This is a genomic window from Streptomyces sp. ADI95-17 (genome assembly GCF_003846175.1).
Taxonomy (GTDB): domain Bacteria; phylum Actinomycetota; class Actinomycetes; order Streptomycetales; family Streptomycetaceae; genus Streptomyces; species Streptomyces sanglieri.
This window is the reverse complement of record NZ_ML123051.1, coordinates 139,002-153,782: the sequence shown is the minus strand read 5'-3', so window position 1 is coordinate 153,782 and position 14,781 is coordinate 139,002. Positions and strand designations below refer to the sequence as shown.

The following is a 14,781-nucleotide window of genomic DNA, read 5'->3' as shown; positions in this document are numbered from 1 at the left end:
GTCAGGTTCCACCCGGCAGCGGTCTTGGGCGACGGCGGCCGGCCTTCCGGCGCTGCGTCCCGGAAGACCAGTCGAAGTACCGCGCTGCGGCTGACGGAGACACCGAGGATGTCCGCAAGGCGCAGGAGGCGTACGCGTAGCTGAGCGGGCGGTTCTGCCTCTGCTGGCGCAGAACTACCCGCCTTCCTGCGCTGGGTAGATCAGCGGGGAATCGCAGGTAGGACCCATGAACGCGGTTCGACCACCTTCCGCAGCCCGGACACTCAGCACCGGCCGACGTATGTGTGACGCCAATCCAAATCGTCCCGGCATTGTCCTCCGCCGACACCACCGACCCTTCAGGGTCCGACGGGAACAGAAGCTCTTCCAGCCGGAGCAGCTCTTCGTTCACGGCTCTGGGCTCTGGGCTCTGGGCTCTGGGCTCTGGGCTCTGGGCTCTGGGCTCTGGGCTCTCGGGCACGACACAGCAGCCATGGACACTTCTGGACTATCGAGGAGAGCGACTCCGGAGATCAACAGTTACGGATCGTCGCTGCTCCACAGAAGTTGAGCCCGAGCCGAAACTCATCGACAACCGTTGTCGCCGAAAGCAGACCAAGCCACCCTGCTCCCCCGCCCCACTACCACCACCGACGATCCCCGGTCGCGTACCTCACCCGTATACGCCCCTCACCAGAAGACCAAGCAGGCCGACAAACACCGAGCATCACGACCCAGCCACCCGAGAACCGTCACACCGTCACACCGTCACACCGGACGATCACACGTCCAACCCTACGCGGAGCGCCCTGCTCAACAGTTGCCTTCCGGTCGCTGCTCGACGACGGCATGAAACGGCGTGAACGTGATCGCGGACGCCGCGTGGGCGTCACCGGCTCCGGCCGCGCACAGCGTTCCGCGTCGTCCCACAGCTATGTCGTCCCCTCGATCGTCCTAGCAGGTCACCGGTGTGGGAGTCCCACAATGTCCCAGGTGTACCGGCCTCGGTGGCAGGGAGACCGACCCGGCCCGCACGCTCGGGGAAGCACAGCGGACAGGGCTACCCGTCCTGCACCGCCCCGACCACCGGGAGGAGGAATCCCCATGCACAACACGACCGCTCGCACACGAATCGGTCTCTTCACCGTGACCACGGTCCTGGGCGTCAGCTCGCTGCTGGCCTCGACAGCCACGGCGGGGGCCGCACCGGCACCGGCCGGCACGTACAGCGAGGAGGGGGTGGGGGCCCAGTCCGTCGTGTACATCCCCGGCAAGGACATCACCTCCGGCTCCTGCAAGGGCTGGCTGAACCGTCGGACCTCCGACGGGTATGTGCAGGCCCTGGTCCAATCGTGGGGAGCCCGGTGCGCCATGTGGCTGGAGCGCGCGGACACCTACCCTCACTACAAGCAGATCTCCAAGGTCTACGAGGCCCAGCTCAACAAGCGGTCCACCGGCTTCCATTGGAACGGCCGCGGGGCCGGAGCGCGGGTCTGCATCGTGAACCAGACCCTTGGCCAGACCACTCCCTACTGCGGCAACATCGCCTGGTAGCAGCCGCACACCACGGGGTGCGGCTGCTACCAGGGCGGTGCAGCACGTGGAACTCCGTGGCGCGGGGCGTCCCATGCCCTCGGCGGCCGAGGCGATGACCGAAGCACGATGCGAGAAGCTCTTCACGATCTCGCCGGGCTGCTCTCTCTGATGACGAATGGGCTCGGTTGGAGCCGCATCTCCCGAGGAGTGTGGGCCGGGGCGGGCGGTGGCAGTGTCACCGCCGGGTGATCAACGGGATCCTGTTCCGGCAGCGGACCGGCCTGCCGTGGCGGGACCTGCCATCCCGCTTCGGGAAGTGACAGACGGTCTGGTGAGGGCGGGCGTCGCCCACTCGCCCTCGTCGTCACGCACGACAAATCCTATTCGTCGCGACGCAACCGTCGTTACCTGCGGCGACGCCAGATCAAGCACCCCATTCCGCAACCCCGAGGCCAACGGGCTGACTGCCAAGGCCGCGGCAGCAGGGGTGGCCGTCCGACCGGGTTCAACAGAGATGTCTACGGGCGTCGCAATGAAGTGGAACGAACGATCAACCGGCTCAAGAACCTCCGCGCGGCCGTAACCCGCTCCGACAAACGGGCCTACGTATTCTACGTATTCCCCGGCACGGTCACGATCGCCTCGATCCGGCTGTGGCTCTGCACCTGAGACAGAGCCGCTCGCTCCCAATACACCGCTCACATGAGTGGACGATTGGAAGACGCGTACTCATCCGCGATGTTGAAGACGCTGGCACAGCGTGGGCATTCCGCCCGGCCGAAGAGATGGGCGATTCCGTCGGCGAGCACAACTTCCCCATCACGGGCTGCGGTCTCGTACATCCGACGACCGAAGCCGGAGAGCCCGTCGGAGGACGCCGGCCTCAGGTCACGTCGGTCCACGTCGCCCAGGTTCCAGTCCCGGATCGCTGAATAGCGTCCGTATCCGCCGATGGCGATCGTCACCTCCACAGCACAGTGAGGGCAGGCGACTTGGTAAAAGTCGTCCGCGAAGTCCCCCAGGACCGCACTCCAGTGGTAGTGCCCTTCGACCGCGACCAAGTCGCGGAAGGACGCGAGGTAGTCGTCCGGCCGTGACCGCAGGTGCCGATCCAGCAGCGAACGAAACTCCGCGAGCACATCGGCACAGCCCGCCAGCAGATCGTCGCAGCCATGGCCCCCTGCCGCGCACCGGACGATCGCCCCAGCCAGCACGCGCGCCCGCGCGCTCCGCGATGCCAGATGCACCAGACACGGCAGTGCGGCAAAGCTGGCGGGGAACACCAGGTCGTACTCAAGGATCAACCGGTAACCCAGCTCATCCCACACCTCTGCTCCGTCCTCGCGCTCTGCCCGCGCCAGGAGCTCGGGAACGCGATCGACGTCCCCGTAGCAGTCGTACATCAGTGCCCAGTTCACCACCTGAGCATTTAACCGCCCTGAGGCCGCCGGGGACGACTCCGCATCCATGAACGCCGTTGCACGACCCGTCGTACGTCCCGTCGTACGAGTTGCCCGATCCTGTGGTCCGGGGCAACGGCGCCCCGGCCACCCGGACGGCCGACTGGTGGCGCACCCGACGCCCCGAGCTTCTCGGACTCTTCGCGGAGCACATGTACGGACGGACGCCCAGCCTGCTCCCGGACGTCGAGTACGCCGAGATGGCGACCGATGTCCGGGCCCTGGACGGCGCCGCCACCCGCAGCGAAGTCGTCTGCGCATTCCAGACGGCCACCGGCCGGCACCGGATGACACTGTTGCTGTACATCCCCAACCACCGGGCGGCGGCGGGCCGGGGTGCGGAGCGGACCCGATGGCCGGTGCGGACCGTGAGCGCCCGGGGGTACGGGCTGGCCACCGTCTACTGCGGCGACCTCGCCCCGGATCACGACGCCGGGTTCGGCAACGGCATCCACCGGCTGTTCCCGGCCGGGGACGGCGGCGAGCAGGGCGACGGACGGGCCGCGTCCCATTCGTTGGGCGCCCTGGGCGCCTGGGCCGGGCCTCTCCCGTGCCCTGGACCACTTGGAGACGCGTCCCCGAGGTGGACCACACCAAGGTGGCCGTGACCGGTCATTCCCGGCTGGGCAAGGCCGCGCTGTGGGCCGGGGCGCAGGACCGTCGGTTCGCCATGGTCGTCAGCAACAACTCCGGTTGCGGCGGCGCATTCCTGATTCATGTCCGGTCGGTGGTCGCTCGGCGCCGGTTGTGCACTGCCGTACGCCACGTCCTTCCCCGCGTCGTTCATCGCTTCGAGACCTCCCTGTCCAAGGGTCCGGTAGGTGTCGGGGCCGCGAACGACCGGCCAGGCTGCCGAGGAAGCTTTCCGGCCGGTCGCCGCTTGCGACTGGTGTTCAGACGAGCGCCAGTGCGGAAGCGGGCAGGTAGGGGGTGATGTTGCGCCAGGCGCGCTCGATGTATTCCTCCTTCTCGCCGACCGGCGCGACATAGTGCAGTGCACCGTCGGCGGCCTCCTTGCCGTCAAGGCGGGCGATGATCCAGGCGGCGAGGTAGTGCGAGGCCAGGCAGCCGCCGGCGGTGGCGATGTTGTCCTTGGCGTAGAAGGGCTGGTTGAGTACCTCGACGCCGGCGGCAACGACCCAGGGCTTGGTGATCAGGTCGGTGCAGGCTGGGATGTCGTTGAGCAGACCGAGCCTGGCCAGCACTAGCGCGCCGGAGCACTGTGCCGCGATGAGCTGGCGCGAGGGGTCCAGGTTGCGCAGGATGTTCATGATCGCCGGGTCTTCGACGACCTCGCGGGTGGCGATGCCACTGCCGACGATCACGGCGTCAGCGGCGCACGCCTCCTCAAGAGTGGACATCTGCTCGATGACCACCCCGTTCATCGACGTCACCTTGGGGCTGGGAGTGGCGATGGTGACGCGCCAGTCGTCGGTCTTGATGCGGTTGAGCACACCGAGCGCGATCAGGGAGTCGAGCTCGTTGTAGCCCTCGAAGGTGAGGATGGCGATGTGCACGGCGGCTGTCCTTCCGGGTGAGTGGGGTGGGTCTTGACGGTAAGGAGCCTCGAACAGGACAGTCAAAGAATTGTCATGCGTACAATCCGGTGCATGCCAGCCTCGCGGTACAAAACACTGGTCGACGCGTTCGCCGCCGACATTCGGACCGGACGGCTCGCCGCTGGTACACGGCTGCCGACACACCGCGGGCTCGCCGCCCGTGAGGGCATCGCCGTGGTGACCGCGACCCGGGTGTACGCCGAGCTGGAAGCGATGGGTCTGGTGAGCCGGGAGCAGGGCCGCGGCACGTTCGTGCGTGATATCGCGGTTCCCGCCGGCCACGGCATCGACCAACAGACAGTCGCCACCGACGCGGTCGACCTCAACTTCAACTATCCGTCGCTGCCCGGACAGGCCGATCTCCTCCGGCAGGCCCTGCGCGAGGTGGCCACCTCCGGCGATCTCGACTCGCTGCTGCGCTACCAACCCCATCGAGGGCGCCCCCAGGACAGAGCCTCGATCGCACGGCACCTGAAACGTCGGGGAATCACCACCGACGCGGACCGGATCCTCATCACCAACGGTGCACAGCACGGCCTGGCCATCACTGTCATGGCCGCGCTCAACGCCGGCGACGTCGTCGCGGTAGACGCACTCACCTACCCGGGTTTCAAGGTGCTCGCGCACGCCTTCCATCTCGACCTGGAGCCCATACCCGCAACCGCCGACGGACCGGATCTCGATGCCCTCGAAGAGCTGTGCGCGACCCGCCCTGTGCGTGCGATCTACACGATGCCCACCTTGCACAACCCTCTGGGCTGGGTCATGCCGGCAGCCGATCGGACCCGCCTGATCAAGATCGCTCGACAGCACGGCCCGCTCCTCATCGAAGACGCCTCCTACGCCTACCTGGTCGAGAACCCACCACCGCCTCTGGCCGCAACCGCGCCGGACATCACCGTCTACGTCTCGGGACTGTCCAAGAGCGTCGCCACCGGCCTGCGGGTCGGCTTCGTCGTCGCCCCGCCCGCTGTGGTGCCGTCGCTCGAACGCGCGACTCGGGCGACCACCTGGAACACCCCGGCCCTCACCACCGCGATCGCCTGCCGCTGGCTCGACGACGGCACAGTGGACCACTTGGAGGCGCAGAAACGAGACGACGCCAAGGCACGCCAAACACTCGCCGGACAAGAGCTGGCGGGGCTCCCACTCATCAGCCATCCCTCGTCCTACTTCACCTGGCTGCCGCTGTCCGACGACGCACGCGCCGATCGTCTGACCGCCACCCTCGCCCGTCAGCACATCTCGGTATCCACGGCCGAGCCATTCACCATCTCGGTCCACACACCGCAGGCGATCCGTCTCGCCCTGGGCTCAACCGATCTGGACAGCCTCCGGTCGACGCTGCGTACAGTGCGACGAGTCGCTGTCGAGGACGCCTACGCTTGAACTCCCCTCGATCAGCCGATCGCTGCCCGCACCGGCGTCTGCCCTCGAAAGGCCGTCGGCACTGGAGGACCGCAGAAACCTCGTGGCGGATCTCTCGAAGTGCCCCCAGGAACTGGTCCCAATCCTCGGCGGTGGGCGTCCGGTACCCCTCCGCAGGTCGCAGGGCCCGTCGGCGAGCGATGAATGCCCGATGTACTTCGAACGCGTCGTTGGGATAGACCGATAGTGGCGAAGTCGGGTACGGAACTGTCCGAATGCCCCGGGTCACTGAGGTTCTCTCAGCGAAATGATCTTCGCGAACTGGTCTGAACCGCCGGACCGGTGCAGACCAGACGCGCTGGCCCTGACTGCGGACAGGCATGAAGCCCCTGGTAGGACAGGTCTCTCTCGCAAGATCGTCCGCTGAACCAGAGGCTTCACGTTGGTCACTTATGTTGCCACGCTCGAAGTCCCGCGCCACGCGGTGGAATTCCTTTCGCGACTGCTGGTCGCCCACCGGCGACAGATCGGGACTCCGAAAGGCCCCCGGGCACTTGGACCGTTCCGCCAAGCGGTCCTGGTGCTCCGCTGGTTCCGCGAACGCGGCTGCGTGCACTGCCTGGCCCGCGACGCCGGCGTCTCCCAGGCCACCGGCTATCGCTACCTGCACGAGGGCATCGATGTCCTCGCCGACCAGGCCCCCGACCTGCACGAAGTCCTTGAGCGATGCCAGCGCGATGGCATGACGCACGCCTTCTTGGACGGCACGCTGATCGCATCGGACCGCCTGGCAGGCGTTTGCGAGAACGGCAACGACCTGTGGTTCGGCCAGAAGCACAAGGCGTTCGGCGGCAACATCCAATTCCTGGCCGCCCCGGACGGCACTCCGCTGTGGATCTCCCATGTCGAGCCCGGCTCCACCCCGGACATCACTGCTGCCCGCATCCATGCCTTGCCGGCGCTCTACAAGGCGGCGGCCGAGGGCCTGCCCACCCCGGCAGACAAGGGCTACCTCGGTGCGAGCATCGGCATCCGCATCCCGGCCGCCGCCCAAAGGGCAAATCCGAACGGGCACTTCACGCCGATACCCGCACCGAGAACATGCTGATCAGAGACCTGCGTGCACTTGGCGAGCGGACCGCCGCCGAACTGAAGGAACGCTGGCGTGCACTCAGGCACATCACGCTCAGCCCGAGCCGGATCGGCGAGATCGCCCGCGCCGCCCTCGTCCTCAACGTCCATTCGAAATGATCTTTGCTGCAAATTCTCAGTGCCTGGCCGAGCTCCTCGCGGCCCTGCCTCTGATGGGGCGCTCACCAGTCCCAGGAGGCTTCCTCGAAGGTGTCGGGGTCGGTGACCCAGCCCGCGTTGAGGACGATTCTGGAGGTGCGGTGCAGGGCAAGGAACCCGAACGGTCGGTCGAAGCAGGCGCTGATCTCGCGGGCCCGGAAGGGGTAGCGCGGGACGCCACCGGCCACCGCGCCAAAGGCAGCGACGGCCGCGGAGCGAAAGCCGTGTGCGCCGAACGTCGCCGTCATCGCCTGTGCGGCGGCCTGGACGGCAAGTGGCCTGGCGCTGATGCCGGGAAAGTGGCCTCTTGAGGCGTCCGTCGCCGTGCGCAGGCCGAACAGGTCGGGGTGGTCGAGCAGGTCGTGCTGGGCTGTGATGGTGAACGGCACGGTGGATACGTGGAGCGTGGGTTCGCCGTCGACACTGGGGACGCGAGTCACGGACAGCCCGGGGCCCGGGGTGCCGTAGGGGATGTGATCGCCTGGGACCATGGCCCGGCGGTTGTGGAGTGTGCCCACGGCGGCAGTCAGTACCTGGCCTGCCGTCGCCTCAGGTGTTCCGAGGTACAGGTGGACGTCGATGCCGTGGGTGCCGATGACTTGGAGTTCGGTGAGGGGGCCGGTTGCCGTGTCCGCGATGCCGACTCGATTCAGGAGACTGGTGGTTCGGTGCAGGCCGGCCAGGTCCCTGTTCCGCCAGGGCCCTGCCTCGGCTTCCATACCGCCTGAGGTGAAGGGCCGGATCCAGTCGGTGCGGAGGGTCAGGGCGCTGGCCAGCACCAGCAGAGTCCCATCGTTCACCGTGACCGGCATCGCGTCGATCTGCCCGTCCGTGCACTTGGCCGCCCAGGCGTCAAGGTGCAACTGGTCGTTGTTGGGGTCGCCGGTGAGCTGCCCGTGCACGTCGGCGGGCAGTTGGTCCAGCCAGGCCGGTTCGACGGGCAGGGTGCCACGGGTCCACAGTCCCAGGGCCGTGCTCAGGCCACGCGTCGCTCCGAGCGTGGAGAGCAGGTCTCGGGCTGCCGTTGCGGCGCCGTCCGCCGGGATGCCGAGTACATCCGAGAGTTCCTGCCGGGCGGGACCTGCGGCTCCGTCGGCGAGGAGGCCGAGCAACGGCCACACCCCGGCTGCGGCGAGAACCGTGCCCTTCTGGGGCAGAGTCGCGGCCCACCGTGCGGTCAGTCCGTTGATGGCTTCGACTGTGCCGTGACTGGCCATGCTTGTCCTTTCGCTGCTCCCGGATCCTCGCGAGAGTAGAGCCGGACGTGCCGACTGGCGAGCGAATTGAACGTCGCGGTCACTGAGAAAACCTCGCTGTCCCTGTGCGCGTGGTGTTGCCGCGGCGAGGAGAGCGGACAGGGCGTCCTGAAGATCTTCGATCTGGCGGTGGTGAAGTGCGGTCAGCCCTACTCCGTCGTCGGCGTCCTCGATTCCGTCCAGTTCGATCAGGAGCTGGATGACGGTGTTACACCTGCCATTGCGCTGGGTTCGGCTGCGTTTGGCGCCGAGGGCGTCCAGTTCGTCGAGGAAGACGACGCACGGCGCCTTCCGGCGGGCGGTCTCGAAAACACCATGAGTATTGTGCTCGGAGTTTCCGACCCACGTGTCGAGCACGTCGCCGATCGCCAGGGAGATGAGATTCGCGCCGCGCTCCGCGGCAACGGCCTGGGATATGGCGGCGAACAGGTGTCGTACTCCCCGTAGAGGTTGTAGGTGGCACGGCGCCGTCGGCGTGGCTCGCGGTCGGGGGCTTTGTGACTGCTTCTGCGTTCGGCTCATTGTGGTCCGGGGTGGGGCCGAGGCGCTTGTGGTGATCAAGCTCGGCACATGACCCGACGCCGACCTCGACCGACCAGGAACCCGCTGGTGAGAGCAGGGCAGCGCACGAGCGGGGCATTCACCGGGCGACGAGTTCGTCGAGCGAGGGCGTGTTGGCGTCGGCCGCAGGACGCGCGAGATGGAGCGTGGTGTGGAAATGGCCCGCCGATTCCTTGCCCTCCGGGTCCTGCCCCTGGGCGGTCACCGCGTCGATGGCGTACTGCTGCTCGGCAGCGCCGGTGAAGCGGCGTTGGACGAAGGTGTGCCCGGTGTACGTCTCGGTGGTCAGGCCATGACCGGCCAAGTGCTCGGCGATGGGCTCGTAGGAGCCGGTACGCAGGACAAAGGCGGCGACCCACGGCAGTGTGCGGGCACTGTCCAGGAGTGGCTGGAATGTGGCTCGGGACAGGAAGCTGGCACCACCCGTGATGGTGATGAGCCGGATGCTCCGGGCTGCGTCCAGCAGGTCGCGGGTCGGCGGGGCGGTCTCCAGATTCTCGGCGTATCCGTCGTCGAGCAGGCCGACCGCTCGCGCGTAGGCGATGGCGTTCGGCGCGATGTCCAGGCCGATCACCGGGACGGCGTCCCGTCTGCGGCGGGCACGGAAGAACGACCTGTCGTGCTCGGCCAGTTCCTCCGTGGTCATGGCCGCCGCCCGCGGCGATGTGTAGTGGGCGTACAGGTCGTCCAGGGTCAGGTCGTGGTTGAGCAGGGCTGCGTTGATGCCGTACGAACAGCACAGGTCCAGCACCGCATCCCCCGGAGCCCGCAGCCGGAGTGCTGCCAGGCGGCGGAAGATGCGCTGGGCGTGATGCGGTGTCCTGTAGCCGAACGTGCCGAGTTCCGTGTAGAAGGCGCGGGGATCGGTCTGATCGTAGATGTCGTCGAACGGAGTCATCGTGCGCTGAGCGGGCTTCCCCGCGTCGTTTTCCCGTACCTTGGCCATCACATGCTCCGTTCTGCCCGGCCGGGCCGCCGACTGTGGTCGCCACAGCCTCCCGCACAGGGCGGGCCGGGGAAACAGGCCGCTGACGGATCCGGCCATGCTCGACGGGACGGCGGTGAGCAGGCCTCGGGCCGTTCCGCGGTCACGGCCTCGGTGTCCTCGCCCGGCGCTCGGGCTACGTTCGGACGGTGTGTTCGGCCTTGACCGTAAGCACAATGATTGCGGCTCGACGACTGACGACGAGACGGTCTTCTGACGCTGCGCCGGTCCCCGTCCAGGGGGCTGGGATGTCGCCGGCCTCCGGGTCCGTCGGCGGTGGGAGCTCTGGACCTCACGAGGCGTCGAGTGGGGCGGCAAGGCCGCCTGCACGTCCGCCTGCAGCGAACTCACCGGGCCGCACGAGCTCGATCGGACGGCGTGGCCGGGGACCACATGCCGAACCACTGCTCGGCGCCGTAGGCCTCGTACCGCTCCACCTCGGTGAATCCCAGCTTCGCCGCGAGGCGCATCGAGCGGACGTTGGCGGTCTGGGTGGCGAGTACCACCTGCTCGCCGGGAAACGCGTCGGCGAACCAGTCGAGTGCCGCGCCGCACGCCTCGGCGGCGTACCCGCATCCCCATGCCTCGGGCAGGAACAGGTAGCCGAGCTCGGCCCTCCCGGCAGCCTGACGAAGGTGCCCTGTCTCTCTGTAGAGCGTGATCTGGCCGATCATCGCTCCGTCGAGATCGACTATGAAGCGGCCCGGGCGCCGGCTGGGTGCGCCGGGCATGGCGCGCTCAAGCTCGTCACGCGGCTGGGGGCCACCGAGGTAGGTACCCACCTCTGGTGAGGCCAGCAGTTCGATGGCCGCCGCACGGTCCCTGGCCTCGGGCTCGCGGAGCACCAGCCGCTCGGTCTTGATCGGCGCGGGTGGCCAGGCGACAGATCCCAGTTCAGTCATGGCGGGCAAGCTATCGCATGCCCGACGGACATGAGTTTCGGACGGCCGCCGACGACAGCAGTTCCCTGCCCCGCCGTCCCGCAGAGGAACTCAGGGAACCACTGAGCACAATGGGTGTCTGCCGCCGCGGCTTCGTCGACGGGCTCAGCAGGAAGGCTGCCGTGCGCCTCCGAAGCGATCAAGCATGCCCAGCCCACACCCCTACGAGAGATCGAAGGGGGCGGGGCAGCAGCCTTCCCAGATCCGGCGGGAGGCCTGTTCGGGGTAGGGCAGAGTCTCCGACTCCGCATCCAGGACGCGGGTGAGCTGCTGGTCGGGTCGGTAGGCGGCCCAGCCCGCGTCGCCAGTGGTGACGAAGCGGATCCATGCCTCCTTGATTTCGTGGGAGAGCGCAACAGCCTCGGGGGTGGGCTCGCCGCCGATGAGTTGTGCGCCGATGGGGCTGTCCAGTGTGCCGAACGCCAGTGGGACGTCGAGGCTGTGGCAGGCGCCCAGGGCACCGCCGAGTGCCGGCGCGGTCCAGCGCAGTTCGAACAGGTACGAGGTGCCGCCGGCTGCGGCGTTCGCTTCGGCCAGCTTCTGTGACGGCATACGGAAAAGGGCGTCGGAGTACACCGCCTCCACCAGCTCCTCCGGGCCGGCCTGCGGAAACGCTGCACGGTACGCCTCTGCGCCGCCCGGCTGCGGGGCGAGCAGTTCCAGGGCGGCGCAGGCATCCTGCTCGGTGAAGGTGCCCTGTCGTCCGCTCATGACGCTGAACAGCCGGAATTCGTCTCGGGTATGGCCGACGAGCAGTTCGGTGCCGCTCGCGCGCGCGCCGGCCAGCGCGGGCCAGGGCGTTTCGGGGAGGACCTCTCCGTCGACGACGGGGCACAGGGCGGTGCCGGTCTCCGTGAGCCGTCCCCAGCTCTCCCGGTGTGCGTGGAGGCCGGCGTTGAAGGAGGTCAGCTCTGCGGCCAGGTGCCACGGACCGATGTCGCGCAGGGACGCGGCGGTGGGGGCCGCAGCACCGAGCCGGTCCGCGAACGCGGCGGTGACCTGCCGGGCCAGCGCGGGGGTGTTGTACAGCCCCGGCACCGAGTGGGCGATCGCCCGGCGGAACAGGCCGCGCGCCGACTCCATCGCGAGGAGGGCGGCGACCGAACCTGCCCCGGCAGACTGTCCGCCAACGGTGACCTGGTCGGGGTCGCCCCCGAAGGCGGCGATGTTCCGCTGCACCCACTCCAGCGCCGCGATCTGGTCGAGGAATCCGCGGTTGGGCGGCGCGTCGTCGAGGAACGCGAACCCCTCCGCGCCCACGCGTCAGTTGATGGTCACCACGACGAGTCCCGCCCCGGCCAGCGCTGCCGGGTCGTACATCGGGTCGCTCGACAACGCCGAGATGTAGCCGCCCACGGGAATCCACACCAGCACCGGCAGTCCTGCCGCGCCGGGATCCGGAGTGCCGACGTTCAGCGTCAGCCAGTCCGTGCCCTGCGGCGGACCCGTGTCGACCGGCAGCGACAGCGGCACCACGGCGCCGAACTCCGCCGCGTGCCTCGTACCCTCCCAGCGCTGCGGCGGGGCCGGCGCGGCGAAGCGGAACGCTCCCACCGGGGGCCGGGCGTAGGGAATTCCGCGGAACACCACGTGTCCCTGCCGTCGGCACCCCCGCACGACACCTTCCGTGGTACGCACCCTTGGCTCTTCAGGCAGTTGTCCAGGCATGACATCAGGGTTATAGGTCACATGTATTATGTCAACCGTATTGGAAAGATTTCGGGGCACGGCAGAACACGAGGGAAGGTCCGGCGATGCCGAAACAGGTGGATCACCGCGGACGCCGCGAGGCGATCGCCCGCGCGCTGTGGCGGGTGGTGGAGCAGCGCGGCGTCGCGCACCTGACGATGCGTGTGGTGGCGCAGGAGGCGGGCATCTCCCTCGGGCAGCTGCAGCACTATTTCGCTTCCCGGGCCGCCATGCTCTCCTTCGCCATGGACTTCGCGTCCGAGCAGACGTCGCTGCGCGTCGAGCGGGGACTCAAGAAGCTCGGCGACCGTCCGCACCCTCGCGACGTGCTGCGACTGACGCTCGCGGAAATGCTCCCCCTGCATGCCGACGCCCGCGCGACCAGCCGGATGAGTGCCGCCTACGTCCTGGAGGCGCTGCACGACGAGGCCGTCCACGAGCAGGCGCGCCGCGGCCTCGCCCAAGGACGGGCCCTGGCCGAGCAGTTGGTCCGCCATGCGATCGCGGACGGACACATCGGCTCCGACCGCGACCCGGCGACCGAGACCAACCTGCTGCTCGCCCTCACCGGCTTCACCCCCCTGATCGAACTGGGCGTGATCCGGCCGCAGGACGCGCTCGTCGCGATCGATTTGCATCTGGACAGGTTGTTCAGCGGGAACGATCGGAGTGCGTGACCTGCTCCCTGCGCGCAGGCACAAAAGCCCACGGTCCACGGGTGAGCACACCTGCCGGCCGCCGGCGGCGCCGGCCTCGGCAAGCCCCAACCCCGACGACAGCCATCAGCACGTTCGGCCCCGTCCAGTTCCGGCAGCAGACCACTGCTCGTCCAGGACTTGTCCGGCCGGTCATGCAACTGCTCCGTGACCGAATCATGGATGCAGGCATGGGCAGCGAGGTCCGCCACACAGCACCGGTCCCGGCCCACTCGGCGTACGCGGGCAAGCCCGTGACCTGGGCCGAACGACACCTTGACCTCGCGAGCGAGCCGGAGCCGCCCCAAGGACGCCTCCGGCTTCACCGCTCTGCCTGACTGCTGTGTCGTCGAGAGGGCGCCGCCCTGGATGATGCACGCTCGCCACCATGTGCCCGTGACAACGAACGGCTCGTCCAGCACGTGGTGCCTCACAGCGGCTCCAGGACCGACACAGCACCGAGCCGGCCGGCCTGGTGGCCGGCAGGACGGCCGACTCGTCCGCGGATGCCGGATACAGGACGCCGTCCTGCTCGATCTCGCTCGTCGATGAATGCCCGATGCTGTGCCGATTCAGCCGGTCATGGTGTAGTGCTGCAGATAGAGGAAGATCGACTTCCAGCCCGATCCCACATTGACGATGTGCAGCTGACCGCCCGACGGACCGAAGTCCCAGGCGGCGATCCCCTGAACCTCGTCTCCGGACTCGACGTCCTGATGGAACTCGTAGGCAACCTGACCGGTGCTGACATCGATCGAGTAGACCGACTTCGCCGAGTCGTCCACCGAGGCATAGAGCTTGCCCTGCCACATCGCGGCGCCCTGGATCCTGCTCAGGGGCTGCGACAGTGTCACGGTCCTCACCACAGGAAGCGTCGAACCGGCCGGAAGGCTCAGCAGGTCATTCAGGCTGTAGGCGACCAGTTTGTTCGTGCCCTTCGCGGCATCCTGATCCCAGGGCGAGGTGTAGACCAGTCCTGCGGCAGCGTCCACCGCGACCCACGGCACACCGCCCGGCATCTGTGCCAGGGGCAGTTGCACATAGCGACCCGTGTAGCTCAGGTCACTCGCGTTGTACAGCGCCAGCAGCGGATGCTGGTAGCCATCGCCATCCTCGATCGGCGCGATCACATAGCCGCCGTAGTACTCCACGTCCCCGATGTGATCGCTGCCGTACGTCCCGCTCAGCCCCCAGGGAATCGGGGCCACCGATGATGCGACCTCCGAGTCGTTGGCGACGGTGGCCTTCACCATCCCGCCGGGCCCGGCATAGTAGAAATGCGTACCGTCCGTCGCCACACCCTGCCCGCGCTCAAGCGCATTGAGCCCTGTCCACCGCTGATAGTCGGCCGTTCGTGTCCAGGTCGCGGCCATTGCGGGAGACGCCGCACTCCCGATGAGTGTCGCGGCCGCGATTGCCACGACCGCCGAGACCCTGCCCAGCTTCATCCGATTCCACCCTC

The 14,781-nt window shown here is 68.1% G+C and carries 10 protein-coding genes and 6 pseudogenes; 7 read left to right on the top strand and 9 right to left on the bottom strand.

Annotation, left to right across the window (positions count from 1 at the left end; all coding sequences use genetic code 11):
* Positions 1-166 precede the first annotated feature (166 nt).
* A pseudogene (locus EES42_RS46690) lies at positions 167-268 on the bottom strand (transposase family protein); the annotation flags it as partial.
* Positions 269-1,083: 815 nt separating this feature from the next.
* Here EES42_RS46690 and EES42_RS35400 point away from each other — a divergent pair.
* Positions 1,084-1,533: a hypothetical protein gene (locus EES42_RS35400; RefSeq protein WP_124722358.1), complete on the top strand. Its 450-nt coding sequence runs from the start codon at positions 1,084-1,086 to the stop codon at positions 1,531-1,533.
* Positions 1,534-1,700: 167 nt separating this feature from the next.
* Positions 1,701-2,184 (top strand): annotated as a pseudogene (locus tag EES42_RS35395) (transposase).
* Between the two features lie 29 nt (positions 2,185-2,213).
* Here EES42_RS35395 and EES42_RS35390 read toward each other — a convergent pair.
* Positions 2,214-2,933 (bottom strand): hypothetical protein, encoded by a 720-nt coding sequence (locus EES42_RS35390; RefSeq protein WP_124722357.1) that lies wholly within the window; start codon positions 2,931-2,933, stop codon positions 2,214-2,216.
* Positions 2,934-2,992: 59 nt separating this feature from the next.
* Between EES42_RS35390 and EES42_RS35385 the strand changes: the two genes are divergently transcribed.
* A complete protein-coding gene (locus EES42_RS35385; RefSeq protein WP_124722356.1) occupies positions 2,993-3,583 on the top strand; it encodes a hypothetical protein in 591 nt (196 codons plus the stop codon).
* Between the two features lie 285 nt (positions 3,584-3,868).
* Here the strand turns inward: EES42_RS35385 and EES42_RS35380 are convergent, their stop codons facing one another.
* On the bottom strand, positions 3,869-4,492 hold the full coding sequence (locus EES42_RS35380) for a DJ-1/PfpI family protein (protein WP_124722355.1): 624 nt from the start codon (positions 4,490-4,492) through the stop codon (positions 3,869-3,871).
* Between the two features lie 75 nt (positions 4,493-4,567).
* On the opposite strand from EES42_RS35380, the gene EES42_RS35375 reads away from it, so the two are divergent.
* Entirely contained in the window at positions 4,568-5,923 is a 1,356-nt protein-coding gene (locus EES42_RS35375) for an aminotransferase-like domain-containing protein (protein WP_346775438.1), read from the top strand.
* Positions 5,924-6,344: 421 nt separating this feature from the next.
* Positions 6,345-7,153 (top strand): annotated as a pseudogene (locus EES42_RS35365) (transposase family protein).
* Positions 7,154-7,215: 62 nt separating this feature from the next.
* On the opposite strand, the gene EES42_RS35360 reads toward EES42_RS35365, so the two are convergent.
* The 5 genes and pseudogenes from EES42_RS35360 to EES42_RS35340 all read right to left on the bottom strand — a co-directional run bounded on the left by EES42_RS35360 (position 7,216) and on the right by EES42_RS35340 (position 12,573).
* Positions 7,216-8,409 carry a serpin family protein gene (locus tag EES42_RS35360; RefSeq protein ID WP_124722598.1) on the bottom strand — a complete coding sequence of 398 codons (1,194 nt, stop codon included), beginning with the start codon at positions 8,407-8,409 and terminating at the stop codon, positions 7,216-7,218.
* A 177-nt stretch (positions 8,410-8,586) separates the two neighbouring features.
* Positions 8,587-8,987: pseudogene (locus tag EES42_RS35355) on the bottom strand (ATP-binding protein); the annotation flags it as partial.
* A 101-nt stretch (positions 8,988-9,088) separates the two neighbouring features.
* Positions 9,089-9,955, bottom strand: coding sequence for a hypothetical protein (locus tag EES42_RS35350; protein ID WP_124722353.1), 867 nt, complete (start codon positions 9,953-9,955; stop codon positions 9,089-9,091).
* A 386-nt stretch (positions 9,956-10,341) separates the two neighbouring features.
* On the bottom strand, positions 10,342-10,896 hold the full coding sequence (locus tag EES42_RS35345) for a GNAT family N-acetyltransferase (protein WP_124722352.1): 555 nt from the start codon (positions 10,894-10,896) through the stop codon (positions 10,342-10,344).
* 201 nt (positions 10,897-11,097) lie between these two features.
* Positions 11,098-12,573: pseudogene (locus EES42_RS35340) on the bottom strand (carboxylesterase family protein).
* A gap of 116 nt (positions 12,574-12,689) precedes the next feature.
* On the opposite strand from EES42_RS35340, the gene EES42_RS35335 reads away from it, so the two are divergent.
* Together EES42_RS35335 and EES42_RS46685 are read left to right on the top strand one after the other, a co-directional pair.
* A complete protein-coding gene (locus tag EES42_RS35335) occupies positions 12,690-13,301 on the top strand; it encodes a TetR/AcrR family transcriptional regulator (protein WP_124722351.1) in 612 nt (203 codons plus the stop codon).
* A gap of 239 nt (positions 13,302-13,540) precedes the next feature.
* Positions 13,541-13,741, top strand: a pseudogene (locus EES42_RS46685) (IS5/IS1182 family transposase); the annotation flags it as partial.
* A gap of 150 nt (positions 13,742-13,891) precedes the next feature.
* Here the strand turns inward: EES42_RS46685 and EES42_RS35330 are convergent.
* The gene (locus EES42_RS35330; protein ID WP_124722350.1) at positions 13,892-14,767 is read right to left on the bottom strand and encodes a hypothetical protein; all 876 of its coding nucleotides are present in this window, start codon (positions 14,765-14,767) and stop codon (positions 13,892-13,894) included.
* Positions 14,768-14,781: the final 14 nt, after the last annotated feature.